The following is a 16,419-nucleotide window of genomic DNA, read 5'->3' on the forward strand; positions in this document are numbered from 1 at the left end:
AGGAAAGTACCGCATCGCGCGTCTTCTGCCACTCCCCTGCACGGCCGGCGGCCACGAAACTCGACGCCATGACCGAAACGGCACTCATCCTGATCGACGTCCAGCGCGGGTTCGACGACCCGGACTACTGGGGCCCGCGCAACAACCCCGGCGCCGAGGCGAACATGAAGGCACTCCTCGACGCCTGGCAGGAGCGGCGGCTGCCCGTCGTGCTCGTGCACCACGACTCCCCGAAGCCGGACTCGCCGCTGCGGCCCGGCCGGCCGGGCAACGACTTCAAGCCGGAACTCGACGGCGCTCGGCCCGACCTCGTGTTCGGCAAGCAGGTCAACTCGGCGTTCATCGGCGACGTCGACCTCGACGCGTGGCTGCGCAAGCGCGGCATCACGAGCTTCGTCGTCGCCGGGATCCAGACGAACTTCTGCTGCGAAACCACCGCCCGGATGGGCGGGAACCTGGGCTACGACGTGACTTTCGCGCTCGACGCCACCTTCACGTTCGACCTCCCGGAGGCGACCGCGGACGAGCTCTACCGCGTCACGGCGGCGAACCTGGCGAACCAGTTCGCCACCGTGAAGTCCACAAAGGACATCCTGGGCGGGCTCAGCTGAGGCCGTTGCGCTCCCGGACCAGCGAGACGATGCCGTCCATGATGTCGGTCAGCTCGTAGTCCTTGGGCGTGAACACCCGCGCGATGCCGCGTTCGGTCAGGAGCGCGGCGTCGTCCGGCGGGATGATGCCGCCGACGATCACCGGGACGTCGCCGGCACCCGCGGCGCGCAGGCCGTCGACGACGTGCGGGACGACCTCGAGGTGCGAACCGGACAGCACGGAGAGCCCGACGACGTGCACGCCCTCCTGCACGGCGGCCGCGACGATCTGCTCGGGTGTCAGCCGGATGCCCTGGTAGACGACCTCGAAGCCGACGTCGCGCGCCCGGACGGCGACCTGCTCGGCGCCGTTCGAGTGCCCGTCCAGCCCCGGCTTGCCGACCAGGATGCGCAGCCGTTCGCCGAGTTCCGCCTCGGTTTCGCGGACCCGAGCGCGGACGCGCTCGATCTCGGGGTCGCCCCCGCCGCCGGCCGCGGCGGAAACCCCGGTGGGCGCCCGGTATTCCCCGAACACCTCGCGCAGCGCGCCGGCCCACTCGCCGGTGGTCACGCCGGCCCGCGCACAGTCCACAGTGGCCTCGAAGAGGTTTTCCGTGGTCTGCGCGCGGTCCTTCAGCGCGGCCAGCGACCGCTCGACGGCGTCGTTGTCGCGCTGGGTGCGCCATTCTTCGATCGCGGTGACGGCGGCCTTTTCGACGGCGGGGTCGATCGTCTCGATCGCCTTCGCGCCCTCGGCCTGCAGCGGCGACGGCTCGGTCGTCTCGAACTTGTTGACCCCGACGAGGATCCGTTCGCCGTTCTCCATCCCGCGCCGGTACTCGGCCAGCGACGCGACCAGCTGGGACTTCATGTAGCCGCTCTCGACCGCGGCGACCGCGCCGCCGAGGTCCTGGACGCGGGCGATCTCCTCGCGCGCGCCGGCCATGATCTCGTCGACCTTGGCCTGGATGACGTGCGAGCCGTCGAAGATGTCCTCGTACTCCAGCAGGTCCGTCTCGAACGCGAGCACCTGCTGCATCCGCAGCGCCCACTGCTGGTCCCACGGCCGGGGCAGGCCGAGGGCCTCGTTCCAGGCGGGCAGCTGGATCGCGCGGGCGCGGGCGCCGCGGGAAAGGGAAACGGCCAGCATTTCCAGCACGATCCGCTGGACGTTGTTCTCCGGCTGGGCTTCGGTGAGGCCGAGCGAGTTCACCTGGACGCCGTAGCGCAGGCGGCGCGCCTTCGGATCCGTTACGCCGTAACGGTCCCGCGTGATTTCGTCCCAGAGCGCGGTGAACGCGCGCATCTTGGACATCTCCTCGACGAACCGGACACCGGCGTTGACGAAGAACGAGATCCGCGCGACGACCTTGGCCATGTCGGCCTCGTCGACCTGCCCGGAGTCCCGGACGGCGTCGAGCACGGCGATGGCGGTGCACAACGCGTACGCGACTTCCTGCGTCGGCGTCGCCCCGGCTTCCTGCAGGTGGTAGCTGCAGATGTTGATCGGGTTCCACTTCGGCACGTGGTGCACGGTCCACGCGATCATGTCGGTGATCAGCCGCAGGCTCGGCCCCGGCGGGAAGATGTAGGTCCCGCGGGACAGGTATTCCTTGATGATGTCGTTCTGCGTGGTGCCGGTGAGCTTCGCGAGCACCTCGTCGACGTCCCGGCCCTCGGCTTCGGCCTGCTCGCGCGCCACGGAGACGTACAGCGCGAGCAGCCACATGGCCGGCGCGTTGATCGTCATCGACGTGTTGGCTTCGGCGAGCGGGATGCCGTCGAAGAGGCGTCGCATGTCGCCGATGTGCGACACGGGCACGCCGACCTTGCCGACCTCACCGCGGCTGAGCTGGTGGTCGGGGTCGTAGCCGGTCTGCGTCGGCAGGTCGAAGGCCACCGACAGGCCGGTCTGCCCCTTCGCGAGGTTGCGCCGGTAGAGCTCGTTCGACGCGGCCGCGGAGGAGTGCCCCGCGTACGTGCGCATCACCCAGGGGCGATCCCGCTCGTGGTCGGATGGGTACGGCACTGGGCACCTCCGGCGGTGGACGTTTCGTCGAGTGTACCGACCGGTAACTTAACGTGGCAGTGCAATCGGACACGTCCGGGTGACCGGCTCGACGGGGTTCTTCGCCGAGGCGAGGCGCCGGGGAAGCCGGTTCGGCTGTCCTCAGGCGGCCGAAGTACCCGGTTCCGGCGGCGCCTGCCGCGCCTTGGCCTCGTCGATGGCCTTGGTGAGCAGGTCCCGCACGCGCTTGGGCTCGCCGACGCCGATCAGCGTCACCGCGCCGGTCTCCGGGAACGTGAGGGTGCCCGTGCGCGACGGCCCCGGCTTGAGCACCGGCGCCGAAAGGCCGGCCAGCTCGCTGGCGCGTTCCTTCTGCCGGAACAGGCCCGAGCGCGCGATGATGCGGCTGTCGGTCACGGCGTACGTCGTGCGGCCCAGCGCGAGGTACCGGACGGCGGACCGGCCGATCAGGCCGGACAAGCCGATCACCAGCACCACGACGGCGCCGGCCATCGTGGCCCCGCTGGGCTGCTTGGTGAGCAGGAACCAGAGCGCGGCGGCGGTGAGGATGAGTCCGGCAGGGGCGGTCACCCCGTCCGCGGCGACGTAGAGCGGGCGCTGCACCGGCTCTCCCGCCCAGAGCACGCGCTCGCCGGGTAGAAGATCGATTTCCCCTGCTGACATGGCCGAACACTACTCCGCCAGGCCGTCTCCCGCCGAGCCCCGAACGCACCGAACGTGCCCGGGCACCCTCTGTGCGCGGCGGCTTGCGGTGTGACGGAAATCCGCGAGACCCGGCCGGCACCGGTCGGTTAGCGTGCCAGGCGTGACGTGGAGCGTGTACGGGAGTTACCTGGTCATCGTGGTCCTGATCGTGCTGGCGCCGGGCCCGGACACGATGGTGATGCTGAAGAACGCGCTCTCCGGCGGGTTCCGGGGCGGGCTGCTGGCCTCGCTCGGCATCTTCGCCGGCAACGCCCTGCAGGGCAGCGCCGCGGCGCTCGGGCTCGGCGTCCTGATCGCCCGCTCGCAGCCGGTGTTCCTCGTGCTCAAGTGGGTCGGCGCGGCCTACCTCGTCTTCCTCGGCTTCCAGGCGCTGCGGGGCGCGTTCCGCGGCCACTACGACGTCGTCGAGCAGACCCAGCGCCGCCGCGGCGGCGGTTTCCGGCGGTTCCGCGAAGGGTTCCTCTCCAACGTCACGAACCCGAAGGTGCTGGTGCTGTACCTGTCCGTGCTGCCGCAGTTCCTGACGCCGCAGTCGAGCCTCGGGGACTCACTCGTGCTCGCCTACACCGTCGCGGTGCTCGGCGGGCTGTGGCTGCTGGTGCTGCTGGTGTTCGTGCACCGCGTCCGCGCGTGGCTGGGCCGCCGCCGCGTGCGCCGCACGCTCGACGGCGTCACCGGCACCGCGCTGCTCGGGTTCGGCGCCGCCCTGGCCCTGGAGTCCTGATGACCTGGAGCACCTACCTGACGTTCGCCGGGATGATGGCGTTCCTGGCGATGATGCCGGGCCCGGACACGATGGTCGTGCTCAAGAACGCCCTGACCGGCGGCGCCCGCGGCGGGGGCTGGGCGTGCGCGGGGATCAGCGTCGCGAACTTCCTGCAGGGCACGGCGGCGGCCCTCGGCCTGGGCGCGGTGATCACGCGGTACCAGCCGTTGTTCGAGACGGTGAAGTGGCTCGGCGCGGCGTACCTGGTGTTCCTGGGCGTCCAGGCGCTGCGCGGCGCGTGGCGCGGCGACTACGAAGCCCTGGACGACGTCCGCCGCGCGCGTGCTTCGCGGGGACGGCGGTTCCGCGAAGGGTTCCTGTCCAACATCACCAACCCCAAGGTGATCGTGCTGTACCTGTCGGTGCTGCCGCAGTTCCTGACGCCGGAGTCGGGGTTCGGGGATTCCCTGCTGCTCGCGTACACGGTCGCCGCGCTCGGTGTGGTGTGGCAGGTGTTGCTGTTGTTGTTCGTGCACCGGGTGCGGAGCTGGCTGCGGCGGCGCCGCGTCCGCCGCGCCATGGACGGCGCGACGGGCGCGGCACTCATCGGCTTCGGAGCCGCGCTGGCCCTCGAAGGCTGATTCAGGGACCGCAGCGCCCGAGCACGGGACCGTAATCCCCTTCGCCTCGGCCGAAGACGGTCGCGGACCGGGAACCCGGTTCGGCCCGTCAGACGGTGCGGTCCAGCCAGTCGTAGATCCGGCCGGACGCGAGCCGCTGGGCGCCGACGTGGCAGTGGGCGTCCGCGCCTTCCTCCGCCGTGAACGTCAGCAACGTCTTCGGCGCGTTCAGGTGCGCGTACAGCCGGCGCGGCTCGGTTTCCGTTTCCCCGCCGAAGAACAGGTCGTCCGCCGCTTCGCAGACCAGCGTCGGGCACTCGATCTTCTCCGCGACGCCGTCTTCGAGCGTGTATTCCAGGTACTTCGCGACGAACTCGCGGTCGGTCGCCGCGCCCATGACGTACCGGCCGTGGTCGCACGCCCAGCGCAGCGTCGGGCTCGCCTCGCGCCCCGCCGCGAGCAGCGCGTCGAACTCGGGGTCCTCCGCGGTGCGGGCCCGGCGGACGATCTCCTCGCGCGGCCACGGCAGCATCTGCGTCACCGCCGCTCCCGCGTCGTACACGCCGTCCACCGCGACCAGCGCCGCCAGCCGGTGTTCGAACGCCGCCGCGCGCGGGGCCAGTTCGCCGCCGAGGCTGACGCCGAGCAGCGCGATCCGGGCCGGGTCGACGCCGTCGAGGCCGAGCGCGAAGTCCACCACCGGCGTGACGACGTTCTCCCAGTCCGCCCGGAACACGAGCTTGCCGCCCCGGAGGGCACCGGGCTGGCCGGGACCGTCGAACGTCAGCACGTGGTAGCCGCGTTCGGCGCCGGCGCCCGCGCCCATGAAGTGCAGTTCCTCGGCGCTGCCGTCGAACCCGCTGTGCATGATCAGCAGCGGCTTCGGGCCGGCACCGGGCGCCCGGTACAGGTACCCGGGCAAAACCGTTCCCTCGTAAGGGATCTCGACCGGCTCCGCGACGTCCGCGCGCCGGAAGCACTCGACGCTGCGGTCGTACGCCGCGTCGATCCGCGGGTCCGCCGGGTCGCCGTGGAGGAAGAACTCCGCGGAGAAGTAGTACATCGACGCGCGCAGCAGCAGGTCCCGCGCGGTGACCGGGCCGGCGTCGGCCGCTTCGGCGTAGAGGCGGTCGGCCATGCCCCGGTAGGCGTCGTGCCAGCTGTCGTAGTCACCGGCCGTCACGGCCGACGCGGCGGCGAGCACCTCGCCGAAGTCCGAGCCGCCGTAGGCCGAGTGACCGAACAGGCGCAGCGTCTCGAACCAGAACTGCGGGTCTTCGGGGAACAGGATCTGCTTCATCGGACTTCCTCCTCGACAAAGGTGCGGAACGAGCGGGCGGGCCGGCCGGTGACCTCTTCGACGGCCGGGGTGACGCGGTCTTCGGCGCCGTGGCGGATTTCCTCGTCGAGCGCGGCGAGCACCGCGGAGAACTCTTCGGGGATACCGGACGCGGTCAGGCGCGCCGCGAATTCGGGGGTGCTCACCGCGCGGTGCCGCACCGGGCGGCGAGTGTGCGCGGCGATGATCGAAGCGGCTTCGGCGTAGCTCACCGCGCCGGGGCCGGTGAGCACGTGTTCGGTGTTGTGCGGTTCGGGATCGGTCAGCGCGCGGACGGCGACCGCCGCGATGTCGCCGGCGTCGACGAACGCGACCCGGGCGTCGCCGGTGGCGGTGACGATCTCGCCGTCCCGCACGCCTTGGGCGACGAGGTGCTCGCCGGTGAAGTTCTGCATGAACCACGACGGCTTCAGCACGGTCCACTCCGGTGCCGAGCGCACCAGCCGCTGCAGGTCGCCGAGCCCCGGCGTGTCCGCCGTGACGGCCGACGAGCTGAGCAGGACGACGCGGCGCACGCCGGCCTCCAGAGCGTCGGCCAGGAACGGCTCGACCAGCCCGGCGGGTGCGACCTCGCCGATCGGGGCCAGCAGGTACACCGCCGAGACGCCGCGAACGGCCTCGGCGTGCGTCGCGCGGTCGGCCCAGTCGAACCGGACCTGCCCCGGCTCGCCCGGCTTGCGCGTGGCCGCCCGCACCGGGAAGCCCGCGGCACCCAGGCCCGCGACGACCCGGCGCCCGGTCGTGCCGGTGCCGCCGAGGACCAGGACGTCACCCACCGAAGGCCGCCGTCAGTTCGTCGACGCCGCCGAGCAGCTCGGCCGCGGCCAGCGGGCTCCAGTAGTCGCGGTAGTGCCGGATCTCGCCGTCCTCGACGGTGATCACGGCGACGTAGGACAGCTCGTACGGCTTGCCCGACGCGACCACGACTCCCGCGACGGTGAACTCGCAGACGACCACGGCCGGGTCGGTCGTCTCGTGCACGGTCTTGGCGACGACTTCGCGGACGTCCAGCAGGTTCGGGTAGTCGCGCAGGTACTCGCGGATCGCTTCGCCCCCCTCGACGCGCTTCGGGTAGCCGGGGCCGGCGAAGGGGAACTCGAGGACGCCGTCCTCGGCCCAGAGCCCGGCGAACCCGGTCATGTCGTGCTTCAGCAGCAGGTCGAGCGCGTGCTCGACGAAGTCGTGCATCGCAGCCTCCTTGAACGTTTGGACGAGACGGTACCGTCCCGACGTCAGGATAGACGGGACGGTACCGTCTCGTCCACCCGCTAGACTGCGCGGCATGGCACGCACCCCGACCGGCGCCGCGGTCCTCCAGCCCGAGGTCACGCAGGCGATCACCGACGCGGTCCTGCACGAGCTGGCCGAGCAGGGCTACGGACGGCTGTCGATGGAGGCCGTGGCGAAGCGCGCCGGCGTCGGCAAGAGCGCGCTCTACCGGCGCTGGAAGTCGAAGGAGGAGATGATCGCCGCGGTGGTCACCGAGTTCAGCGTGTCCCGGGCGGTGCTCGAAGACACCGGCTCACTGCGCGGCGACCTGCGCGCGACGCTGCAGGCGGTGCTCGACTGGCTGACCCACCCGCTGTTCTCGCGGATCCTGCCGGACCTGGTCGCCGAGGCCGCGCGGAACCCGGAGCAGGCCCGGGCCACCAGCGAGAACATCGGCGGGCCGCGGCGCGAAGTCGCCGAGGTGATGCTGCGCCGCGCGATGACGCGCGGCGAACTGCCGGCGGACCTCGACCTGGAGATGGCGATGGACGTCCTGGCCGCGCCGATCTACTGGCGGCTGGTCGTCCGGCAGGCGCCGGCGGAACCCGACTACCTGGACCGGCTGGTGGAGTTCGCCCTGCGCGCCCTCGGCGCGCAGGGCGCTTGACCTACTTGCGTTCGGGCTCGCCGGTGACGCGCTCGATGTTGGCGCCCAGGCGGTTCAGGTTCTCCACGAAGTGCGGGTAGCCGCGGTCGATGTGGAAGACGTCCCAGACCTCGGTGACGCCGTCCGCGCACAGGCCCGCCAGCACCAGCCCGGCGCCCGCGCGGATGTCCGACGCCCAGACCGGGGCGCTGGACAGCCGGGAAACCCCGCGGACCACCGCGTGGTGGCCGTCCGTGCGCGCGTCGCCGGACAGCCGGACCATCTCCTCGATGAACCGGAAGCGCGCCTCGTAGACGTTTTCCGTGATCATCGACGTGCCTTCGGACACCGCCGAAAGCGCCACCGCGAACGGCTGCAGGTCGGTCGCGAAGCCCGGGTACGGCAGCGTCACCCAGTCGACCGCCTTCGGGCGCTCCGGCTGGACCACGCGGAACCCCTTGTCGCCGAACGTCGTGACGTCCGCGCCGGCCAGCTGCAGCTTGTTCAGCACCAGGTCGAGGTGGTGCGGGTTGACGCCGCGGACGGTGATGTCGCCGCGGGTCATCGACGCCGCGAACGCCCAGGTCGCGCCCACGATCCGGTCGCCGATCACGCTGTGGGTGGTCGGGTGCAGCTGCTCCACGCCGTGCACGGTCAGCGTCGACGTCCCGGCGCCTTCGATCTTCGCGCCCATCTCGGTGAGCATCGTGCAGATGTCGACGATCTCGGGCTCGCGCGCGCAGTTGTCGATGACCGTGGTGCCCTCGGCCAGCACGGCCGCCATCAGGATGTTCTCGGTCGCGCCGACGCTGGGGAAGTCAAGCCAGATCTGCGCGCCGACCAGCGTCTCGGCCTTCGCGACGACGCAGCCGTGCTCGATCGTGCTCGTCGCGCCCAGCTTGCGCAGGCCGTTCTGGTGCATGTCCAGCGGGCGCGAGCCGATCGCGTCGCCGCCCGGCAGCGCCACGACGGCCTGCTTCAACCGCCCGACCAGCGGGCCCAGCACGCAGACGGACGCGCGCAGCTTGCCCATCGCGGCGGAGTCCGCGCGGTGCGACAGCTCGGCCGGCGTCGTGATGGTGGCCGTGTCGCCCTCGATGACGACCTCGCAGCCGACGCTCCGCAGCACGTCGCCCATCAGCGGGACGTCGAGGATCTGCGGGCAGTTCGTGATGGTCGTCGTGCCCTCGGCCAGCAGGGCCGCGGCCATCAGCTTCAGCACGCTGTTCTTCGCGCCGACCACGTCGACCTCGCCGACCAGCCGGGCTCCGCCATGCACGTCGAAGTGCTCGCTCATGGCCGCCAATCATGCCCTCTCGCCCGGATTCGGCCCGGGCGGGGGCCGCTATGGTGGGTTCATGGTCGTTCGCATCAACCGCGTCTACACGAAGGTCGGCGACAGCGGCACGACCGCGCTCGGCGACGGGTCCCGCGTGCCCAAGACATCGCCGCGGCTGGGCGCGTACGCGGACACCGACGAGACGAACTCGGTGCTGGGCCTGGCCATCGCCGTCGGGCAGCTGCCCACCGAAATCACGGACGTCCTGCGCACGGTGCAGAACGATCTCTTCGACGTCGGCGCGGACCTGTGCCTCCCGATTTCCGACGACCCGCCGTACCCGCCGCTGCGCATCACCGAGAAGTACGTCGAGCGCCTCGAAGGCTGGTGCGACGAGTTCAACGAGCGCCTGCCGAAGCTGACGTCGTTCATCCTGCCCGGCGGCACGCCCGGTGCGGCGTTCCTGCACCAGGCGCGCACGGTGTCCCGCCGCGCGGAGCGGAGCGCGTGGGCGCTCTACGAGGCCGAGCCGGACACGACGAACCCGGTCGCGGTGAAGTACCTCAACCGGCTGTCGGACCTGCTGTTCATCCTCGCCCGGCTGGCGAACCCCGAGGGTGACGTGCTCTGGGCGCCGGGCGGGCAGCCCTCCTAGATCCCCCAGCTCTCCCGCAGCGCGCCCAGCGCCTGGTGGAAGCCGGGGAACGTCTTCTTCACGCACTCCGGGTCGTCCAGGGTGATGCCGGGCGTGCGCAGGCCGGTGATGCTGAACGCCATCGCGATCCGGTGGTCGCGGCGGCACTTGACCAGGGCACCGGTGGGCGTGCCCGGCTGGATCTCGATCCAGTCCCGGCCCGTCTCGACCTGGATGCCGAGCGCGCGCAGGTTCTCCTCGCACGCGTCCAGCCGGTCGCACTCCTTGATGCGCGTGTTGTAGACGTCCTCGATGCGCACCGGCCCGGACGCGAACGGCGCGATCGCCGCCAGCGTCGGGACCGTGTCGGAGATGTCGCGCATGTTCACGGTGATGCCGCGCAGCCCTTCGGACGGGCCCGCGACCGTCACCGAATCCTCGGCCAGTTCGACGTGCGCGCCCATCTCGCGCAGCACGTCGGCGAACTTCACGTCGCCCTGCAGGGCCGACGAACCCAGGCCCGGGACGGTCACCGTGCGGCCGGTGACGGCCGCCGCGGCCAAGAAGTAGCTGGCCGTCGACGCGTCCGGCTCCACCGGGTACTCGCAGGCCTGGTACGGCTGCGGGGGCACCACGAACGTCTTGCCTTCGCGCCGGACGTCGACGCCGAAGCGGCGCATCATCTCCAGCGTGATCTCGACGTAGGGCACCGACACGAGGTCGGTGACCGTGATCCGCAGGCCTTCCGCGGTCAGCGGCCCGACCAGCAGCAACGCGGTCAGGAACTGGGACGACAGCCCGGCGTCGAGGGTCAGTTCCCCGCCCTTGACGCCGTTGGCGCGGATCGTCAGCGGGTGGTGGCCCGGCTCGCCTTCGAAGGTCAGGTCGACGCCCAGCTCCTGCAGCGCGTCGGTCAGCGGCCCCAGCGGCCGCCGGCGCATCTGGTCGGAGGCGTCGAAGTGGAACGTCCCGGTGCCGGCCGCGGCGAGCGCGGGCAGGAACCGGGCCGTCGTGGCGCCGTCGCGGCAGAAGACGTCGGCTTCGGCGACGCCGGGCCCCGCCGGGCGGCCTTCGATGGTCCACGCGCCGGGCTGCCGGTCGACGCGGTAGCCCAGCTTCACGAGCCCCTCGGCGAAACCCTCGGTGTCGTCCGAGTGCAGCGGACGGCCGAGGGTGGTGGTGCCGTGCGCGGCGGCGGCCAGGAAGAGGCCGCGGGCGGTGACGGACTTGGAGCCGGGGATCTCGACGAGGGTCACGGACCCCAGTTTAGTGCGGCTGGATCTCCGCCATCGGGCCCCAGTCGGAGGCGTCCTGCACGTTGATGATCTGCGGGTGGTCGCTGATGTAGGCACCCAGGTTCGCGACCGCCCACTTGAAGTGGTCGGAGCCGACGTGCGCGACCGCGGCGTCCTGGCCTTCGAAGCCCTCGACCAGCACGTAGGTGTTCTTGTCCTCGAGGCTGCGGGACCACTCGAAGAACCGGTTGCCGTCCTCGGCGCGGGTGTTCTTCGTGTAGTCGGCGACGATGTCCGGCCAGTTTTCCGCGTGCTCGGGCTTGACCGGGAACTTGACCACGATGAAGATCATGCGTTCCACGGTAGGCCAAACCGGCGGCCGTGGCTGTCCCAGTTTGAGACAGGCGTCAGGAGGCGCGCGGGAGGCGTCGTCCGGGCGGCGCGGACTCGAGCCAGGAGAGGAACCCGGTCAACGCGCCGGGGCCCATCGCGATCTCGATCGCTTCCTGGGTCTCGGACTCGCAGCGCAGCACGGTCGAGCCTTCGGGAACGGCGTAGGCCTCACTGCCGGACGGGTCACGGCGGTCGGCGATCTGCATGCTTTCGCGCTGGAAGACGCGGTCCGGGCCGGTCCGCAGGCTCCACACGCGGTACCAGACGAACTCGTCACCCTCGTAGCGGCCCAGCCCCAGGTGCCAGCTGGACCGCGCGGCGTCCGGACGCCACCGCAGCGCGACGCTCACGCCCCCGCCGCGGCGCATCCGGATCCACCGCTGGCCGTACCAGGCGACCAGCACGGCGAGCACGATCAGGAGCCCGACTACGACCACGGTGATCTTCACGGCCCGGCTCCTGCCCGTCTCCCGCTCAGGCCGACTGACCTGCCGCGCGGAGCTGGGCCGTGGCCCTCGTCCGCTCGGTCTCGTCGTCGGCGCTCAGGGCCGCCTTCGCCGCGTCGACGTCGATTTCGTCGGACAGCTCGGCGCTCTCGGCGAGGATGCTCACGCCGCTGCCGGTCACGGAGAGGAATCCGCCGTGCACGGCCGCGCAGACCGTCTCGCCGTCGGTGGTCGTCACCTTGACCACGCCACCTTCGACGAGCTGCCCGAGCACGGGTTCGTGGCCGGCCATGATGCCGATCTCGCCCTCGGTGGTCTGGGCCACCACGAAAGTGGCGGTACCCGACCAGAGACGGCGCTCGACGGCCACCAGCTCCACGGACATCTCAGCCACGTAGCACTCCTTAGCTCGGGGTGTTACTCCCGAGTGTAATAGGTCTGACTCAAGCTATGAGAACGGCGGGGGCTGGAGTCCACATAGGACACTGCCCCCGCCGAGCTCACGGATTCACTTCTTGGTGATTTCCTTGTACTTCTTCTCGAGGTCCTCGAGGCCACCGATACCCAGGAACGCCTGCTCCGGGTAGTGGTCGAAGTCACCCTTCGAGATGCGGTCGAACGACTCGATGGTCTCCGACAGCGGCACCGTCGAGCCCGGGATCTGCGTGAACGCCTCGGCGACCAGCATGTTCTGCGACAGGAACCGCTCGATGCGGCGCGCGCGCTGAACGGTGAGCTTGTCCTCTTCCGAAAGCTCGTCCATACCGAGGATCGCGATGATGTCCTGCAGCTCCTTGTACTTCTGCAGGATCCGGATGACCTCGGAGGCGACGCGGTAGTGGTCCTCGCCGACGATGGCCGGGTCGAGGATCGTCGACGTCGACGCCAGCGGGTCCACCGCCGGGAAGATGCCCTTCTGGAACACCGACCGGGAGAGCTCGGTGGTGGCGTCCAGGTGGGCGAACGTCGCGGCCGGGGCCGGGTCGGTGTAGTCGTCCGCGGGGACGTAGATCGCCTGCATCGAGGTGATCGAACGGCCTCGGGTCGAGGTGATCCGCTCCTGCAGCTGCCCCATCTCGTCGGCCAGCGTCGGCTGGTAACCCACCGCGGAAGGCATGCGGCCCAGCAGGGTCGACACCTCGGAACCCGCCTGGGTGAACCGGAAGATGTTGTCGATGAACAGCAGCACGTCCTGGTTCTGGACGTCGCGGAAGTACTCCGCCATGGTCAGCGCCGACAGCGCGACGCGCATGCGCGTGCCCGGCGGCTCGTCCATCTGGCCGAACACGAGGGCGGTGTCGTTGATGACGCCGTCTTCGCTCATCTCCAGGAAGAGGTCGTTGCCCTCACGGGTGCGCTCGCCGACCCCGGCGAACACCGAGGTACCACCGAAGTTCCGGGCGACACGGGTGATCATCTCCTTGATGAGCACCGTCTTGCCCACGCCGGCACCGCCGAACAGGCCGATCTTGCCACCCTGGACGTACGGGGTGAGCAGGTCGACGACCTTCAGGCCGGTCTCCAGCATCTCCGTCTTGCCCTCGAGCTGGTCGAAGGACGGCGGGTTGCGGTGGATGCCCCAGCGCTCGAGGTCGTCGCCGTAGCCGGGCTCGTCGAGGCACTCGCCGAGCGCGTTGTAGACGTGGCCCTTGACCTTGTCGCCCACCGGCACGGTGATCGGCTTGCCGGTGTCGGTGACCTCGGCGCCCCGGACCAGGCCGTCCTGCGGCTGGAGCGAAATGGTGCGGACGAGGTTGTCACCCAGGTGGCTGGCGACCTCGAGGGTCACCGTCTTGCGCAGCTGCTCGAACTCGATTTCGACCTTGAGCGCGTTGAACTGGTCGGGAACGGAACCGCGCGGGAACTCGACGTCGACGACCGGCCCGGTCACCGAGACGATGCGCCCCTTGGCGCGCGGGGCTTCAGTACTGGTCATCAATCATCACTTCCTGCTGCGGTGAGCGCGTTCGCGCCACCGACGATTTCGGAGATCTCCTGGGTGATCTGCGCCTGGCGGGCCTGGTTCATCTCCCGCGTCAGCGTGCCCACCAGCTCGTTCGCGTTGTCGGACGCGGCCTTCATCGCCGTGCGGCGGGCGGCCAGCTCGGAGGCCGCGGCCTCGAGCAGCGCCGCGTAGAGCCGCGTGTTGATGTACTTCGGCAGGAGCGCGTCCAGCAGCTTGTCGGCACTCGGCTCGAACTCGTAGCTGGGGAGCAGCTCGCCCGCGGGCTTCTGCTCCTCTTCGCCGTCCGTGTACTCGACCTCGAGCGGCGCGACGCGCTTGGCGACCGGCCGCTGGGTCAGCATCGACACGAACTCGGTGTAGACGATGTGGATCTCGTCGACACCGGTGATGCCGTCGGCGTTGCCGTGCGCGTCGTCGGCGCCGAGCATGAACGACCGCACCAGCGCGTCCCCGGCGGCGACGGCGTCGGAGTACGCCGGCTGGTCGGAGAAGCCCGTCCAGCTGTCGACGACGTCGCGGTCGCGGAACCGGTAGTAGTTCAGGCCCTTGTTGCCGGTGACGTAGACCTCGGGCTCCTTGCCCTCCGAACGGAGGAGGGCGAGCAGCTCTTCGGTCGCGCGCAGGACGTTGGAGTTGTAGCCACCGCACTGGCCCTTGTCACTGGTCACGACCAGGACGGCGGCCCGCGTCGGGTTCGGGCGCTCGACCAGCATCGGGTGGTCGAGGTTGGCCGCCGCACCGGCCAGCGCCGAGAGCACCTTCGTGATCTCGTCCGCGTACGGCCGGGAAGCGGCGACCTTCGCCCGCGCCTTGGTGATGCGCGCGGTGGCGATGAGCTCCATCGCCTTGGTGATCTTGCCGATCGACTTGGTCGCCTTGATGCGCGACCGGAGTTCCCGGAGTTGTGCGGCCATGAGCTATCAGCTCACTTCTTCGGGGCGGGCTTGTTGACCTTGACGGTCTCGTGCCCGACCTTGTCGGCGTCCATCGCGTCGGCGTCCGCCTCGACCAGGGGCTTGCCCTCGGAGGTGGTGAACTCCTTCTTGAACTCGTTCACCGCGTCGACGACGGCCTCGCGGGTCTCCTGCGGGAACTTGCCCGACTCGCGGATGCCCTTGATCAGGTCGGCGTGTTTGCGGCGGGCCGAGTCGATGAACTCGTGGTTGAACCGGCGGACGTCCTCGGTCGGGACCGAGTCGTAGTGCCCGTTCGTGCCCAGGTACACCGTGAGGACCTGCTCCTCGACCGGGATCGGCGAGTACTGCGGCTGCTTGAGCACCTCGTACAGCCGGGCACCGCGCTCGAGCTGCGCCTTCGACGCGTCGTCGAGGTCCGAGGCGAAGGCCGCGAAGGCCTCCAGCTCGCGGTACTGCGACAGGTCGATCCGGAGCGAGCCCGCGACGTCCTTCATCGCCTTGACCTGCGCGGCACCACCCACGCGGGACACCGAGATGCCCACGTCGATGGCCGGGCGCTGGCCGGCGTTGAACAGGTCCGACTGGAAGAAGCACTGGCCGTCGGTGATCGAGATGACGTTCGTCGGGATGTAGGCCGACACGTCGTTGGCCTTCGTCTCGATGATCGGCAGCCCGGTCAGCGAGCCCGCGCCCAGCTCGTCCGAGAGCTTCGCGCAGCGCTCGAGGAGGCGGGAGTGCAAGTAGAAGACGTCGCCCGGGAAGGCTTCACGGCCCGGCGGGCGGCGCAGCAGCAACGAGATCGCGCGGTAGGCGTCGGCCTGCTTGGTCAGGTCGTCGAACACGATGAGGACGTGCTTGCCCTCGTACATCCAGTGCTGGCCGATGGCCGAGCCGGTGTACGGCGCGATCCACTTGAAGCCGGCCGAGTCGGACGCGGGGGCCGCGACGATGGTGGTGTACTCCAGCGCGCCGGCGTCCTCGAGGGACTTCTTCACGGCGGCGATCGTGGAGCCCTTCTGGCCGACCGCGACGTAGATGCAGCGAACCTGCTTCTTCGGGTCGCCGGTCTCCCAGTTGGCCTTCTGGTTGATGATCGTGTCCACGGCGACGGCGGTCTTGCCCGTCTTGCGGTCACCGATGATCAGCTGGCGCTGGCCGCGGCCGATCGGGGTCATCGCGTCGATGGCGGTGATGCCGGTCTGCAGCGGCTCCGACACCGGCTGGCGCTCGACGACCGAAGCGGCCTTCAGCTCCAGCGCGCGGCGCTCGGTGGTCTCGATGTCGCCGAGGCCGTCGATCGCCTGGCCCAGCGGGTTGACGACGCGGCCGAGGTAGCCGTCGCCGACCGGCACCGACAGGACCTGGCCGGTGCGCTTGACCTGCTGGCCTTCTTCGATGGTCTCGAAGTCACCGAGGATCGCGGCACCGATGGAGCGCGCGTCCAGGTTCAGGGCGACGCCCAGGATGCCGCCGGGGAACTCGAGCAGCTCGTTGGCCATGGCCGAGGGCAGGCCCTCGACGTGGGCGATGCCGTCACCGGCGTCCACCACGATGCCAACTTCTTCCCGGCTCACGTCCGGGGCGTAACTCGAGACGTAGTTCTCGATCGCGCTACGGATCTCATCCGAGGAGATCGTCAGCTCGGCCATGTCTTTCCCGCTCTCGCTTCGTTCTTGCCAGTATGCAAAGTCTTGGGTGACCGGGG

General features: G+C 70.3%; 18 protein-coding genes. 5 read left to right on the forward strand and 13 right to left on the reverse strand.

Features of this window, described 5'->3' with window-relative positions; translation table 11 throughout:
* The first annotated feature begins 68 nt into the window (after positions 1 to 68).
* On the forward strand, positions 69 to 611 hold the full coding sequence (locus tag ACWEN0_RS00925; protein WP_451967728.1) for a cysteine hydrolase family protein: 543 nt from the start codon (positions 69 to 71) through the stop codon (positions 609 to 611).
* On the opposite strand, the gene ACWEN0_RS00930 is transcribed toward ACWEN0_RS00925, so the two are convergent.
* Both ACWEN0_RS00930 and ACWEN0_RS00935 read right to left on the reverse strand, forming a co-directional pair.
* Complete coding sequence (locus ACWEN0_RS00930; protein WP_451967729.1) at positions 604 to 2,619, reverse strand: protein meaA; 2,016 nt, start codon at positions 2,617 to 2,619, stop codon at positions 604 to 606. The genes ACWEN0_RS00925 and ACWEN0_RS00930 overlap by 8 nt on opposite strands.
* Positions 2,620 to 2,760: 141 nt before the next feature.
* Entirely contained in the window at positions 2,761 to 3,282 is a 522-nt protein-coding gene (locus tag ACWEN0_RS00935; RefSeq protein ID WP_451967731.1) for a PH domain-containing protein, read from the reverse strand.
* Between the two features lie 142 nt (positions 3,283 to 3,424).
* On the opposite strand from ACWEN0_RS00935, the gene ACWEN0_RS00940 reads away from it, so the two are divergent.
* Positions 3,425 to 4,048: a LysE family translocator gene (locus ACWEN0_RS00940; protein ID WP_451967732.1), complete on the forward strand. Its 624-nt coding sequence runs from the start codon at positions 3,425 to 3,427 to the stop codon at positions 4,046 to 4,048.
* Positions 4,048 to 4,671 carry a LysE family translocator gene (locus ACWEN0_RS00945; protein WP_451967733.1) on the forward strand — a complete coding sequence of 208 codons (624 nt, stop codon included), beginning with the start codon at positions 4,048 to 4,050 and terminating at the stop codon, positions 4,669 to 4,671. Before ACWEN0_RS00940 ends, ACWEN0_RS00945 begins: the two co-directional genes overlap by 1 nt.
* 88 nt (positions 4,672 to 4,759) lie before the next feature.
* Here ACWEN0_RS00945 and ACWEN0_RS00950 read toward each other — a convergent pair whose 3' ends face one another.
* From ACWEN0_RS00950 to ACWEN0_RS00960, 3 genes are read right to left on the reverse strand one after another with little or no spacing between them, the layout of a single operon-like run.
* Positions 4,760 to 5,950: an alpha/beta hydrolase family protein gene (locus tag ACWEN0_RS00950; protein WP_451967734.1), complete on the reverse strand. Its 1,191-nt coding sequence runs from the start codon at positions 5,948 to 5,950 to the stop codon at positions 4,760 to 4,762.
* Positions 5,947 to 6,765 carry an NmrA family NAD(P)-binding protein gene (locus tag ACWEN0_RS00955; RefSeq protein WP_451967736.1) on the reverse strand — a complete coding sequence of 273 codons (819 nt, stop codon included), beginning with the start codon at positions 6,763 to 6,765 and terminating at the stop codon, positions 5,947 to 5,949. The genes ACWEN0_RS00950 and ACWEN0_RS00955 overlap by 4 nt, the downstream gene beginning before the upstream one ends.
* Positions 6,758 to 7,177: a nuclear transport factor 2 family protein gene (locus ACWEN0_RS00960; RefSeq protein WP_451967737.1), complete on the reverse strand. Its 420-nt coding sequence runs from the start codon at positions 7,175 to 7,177 to the stop codon at positions 6,758 to 6,760. Before ACWEN0_RS00960 ends, ACWEN0_RS00955 begins: the two co-directional genes overlap by 8 nt.
* A gap of 94 nt (positions 7,178 to 7,271) precedes the next feature.
* Between ACWEN0_RS00960 and ACWEN0_RS00965 the strand changes: the two genes are divergently transcribed.
* Positions 7,272 to 7,865, forward strand: coding sequence for a TetR/AcrR family transcriptional regulator (locus ACWEN0_RS00965; RefSeq protein WP_451967739.1), 594 nt, complete (start codon positions 7,272 to 7,274; stop codon positions 7,863 to 7,865).
* 1 nt (position 7,866) lies between these two features.
* Here ACWEN0_RS00965 and murA read toward each other — a convergent pair whose 3' ends face one another.
* Positions 7,867 to 9,141, reverse strand: a complete 1,275-nt coding sequence (gene murA / locus ACWEN0_RS00970) for a UDP-N-acetylglucosamine 1-carboxyvinyltransferase (protein WP_451967741.1) — start codon at positions 9,139 to 9,141, stop codon at positions 7,867 to 7,869.
* A 61-nt stretch (positions 9,142 to 9,202) separates the two neighbouring features.
* On the opposite strand from murA, the gene ACWEN0_RS00975 reads away from it, so the two are divergent.
* Entirely contained in the window at positions 9,203 to 9,778 is a 576-nt protein-coding gene (locus ACWEN0_RS00975; RefSeq protein WP_451967743.1) for a cob(I)yrinic acid a,c-diamide adenosyltransferase, read from the forward strand.
* Here the strand turns inward: ACWEN0_RS00975 and aroA are convergent.
* The 7 genes from aroA to atpA form a co-directional block, all read right to left on the reverse strand.
* The gene (gene aroA, locus ACWEN0_RS00980; protein ID WP_451967745.1) at positions 9,775 to 11,013 is read right to left on the reverse strand and encodes a 3-phosphoshikimate 1-carboxyvinyltransferase; all 1,239 of its coding nucleotides are present in this window, start codon (positions 11,011 to 11,013) and stop codon (positions 9,775 to 9,777) included. The two genes, ACWEN0_RS00975 and aroA, sit on opposite strands and share 4 nt — an antisense overlap.
* A gap of 10 nt (positions 11,014 to 11,023) precedes the next feature.
* Entirely contained in the window at positions 11,024 to 11,344 is a 321-nt protein-coding gene (locus tag ACWEN0_RS00985; protein WP_451967747.1) for a putative quinol monooxygenase, read from the reverse strand.
* Between the two features lie 55 nt (positions 11,345 to 11,399).
* On the reverse strand, positions 11,400 to 11,834 hold the full coding sequence (locus ACWEN0_RS00990) for a DUF2550 domain-containing protein (RefSeq protein WP_257918441.1): 435 nt from the start codon (positions 11,832 to 11,834) through the stop codon (positions 11,400 to 11,402).
* A gap of 25 nt (positions 11,835 to 11,859) precedes the next feature.
* The gene (locus tag ACWEN0_RS00995; protein ID WP_451967748.1) at positions 11,860 to 12,225 is read right to left on the reverse strand and encodes a F0F1 ATP synthase subunit epsilon; all 366 of its coding nucleotides are present in this window, start codon (positions 12,223 to 12,225) and stop codon (positions 11,860 to 11,862) included.
* A 114-nt stretch (positions 12,226 to 12,339) separates the two neighbouring features.
* Complete coding sequence (gene atpD, locus ACWEN0_RS01000) at positions 12,340 to 13,767, reverse strand: F0F1 ATP synthase subunit beta (RefSeq protein ID WP_400879531.1); 1,428 nt, start codon at positions 13,765 to 13,767, stop codon at positions 12,340 to 12,342.
* The gene (locus ACWEN0_RS01005; RefSeq protein WP_451967750.1) at positions 13,767 to 14,711 is read right to left on the reverse strand and encodes a F0F1 ATP synthase subunit gamma; all 945 of its coding nucleotides are present in this window, start codon (positions 14,709 to 14,711) and stop codon (positions 13,767 to 13,769) included. Before ACWEN0_RS01005 ends, atpD begins: the two co-directional genes overlap by 1 nt.
* Positions 14,712 to 14,722: 11 nt before the next feature.
* Complete coding sequence (gene atpA / locus ACWEN0_RS01010; RefSeq protein WP_451967752.1) at positions 14,723 to 16,363, reverse strand: F0F1 ATP synthase subunit alpha; 1,641 nt, start codon at positions 16,361 to 16,363, stop codon at positions 14,723 to 14,725.
* Positions 16,364 to 16,419: the final 56 nt, after the last annotated feature.

This window comes from Amycolatopsis sp. NPDC004378 (genome assembly GCF_053602455.1).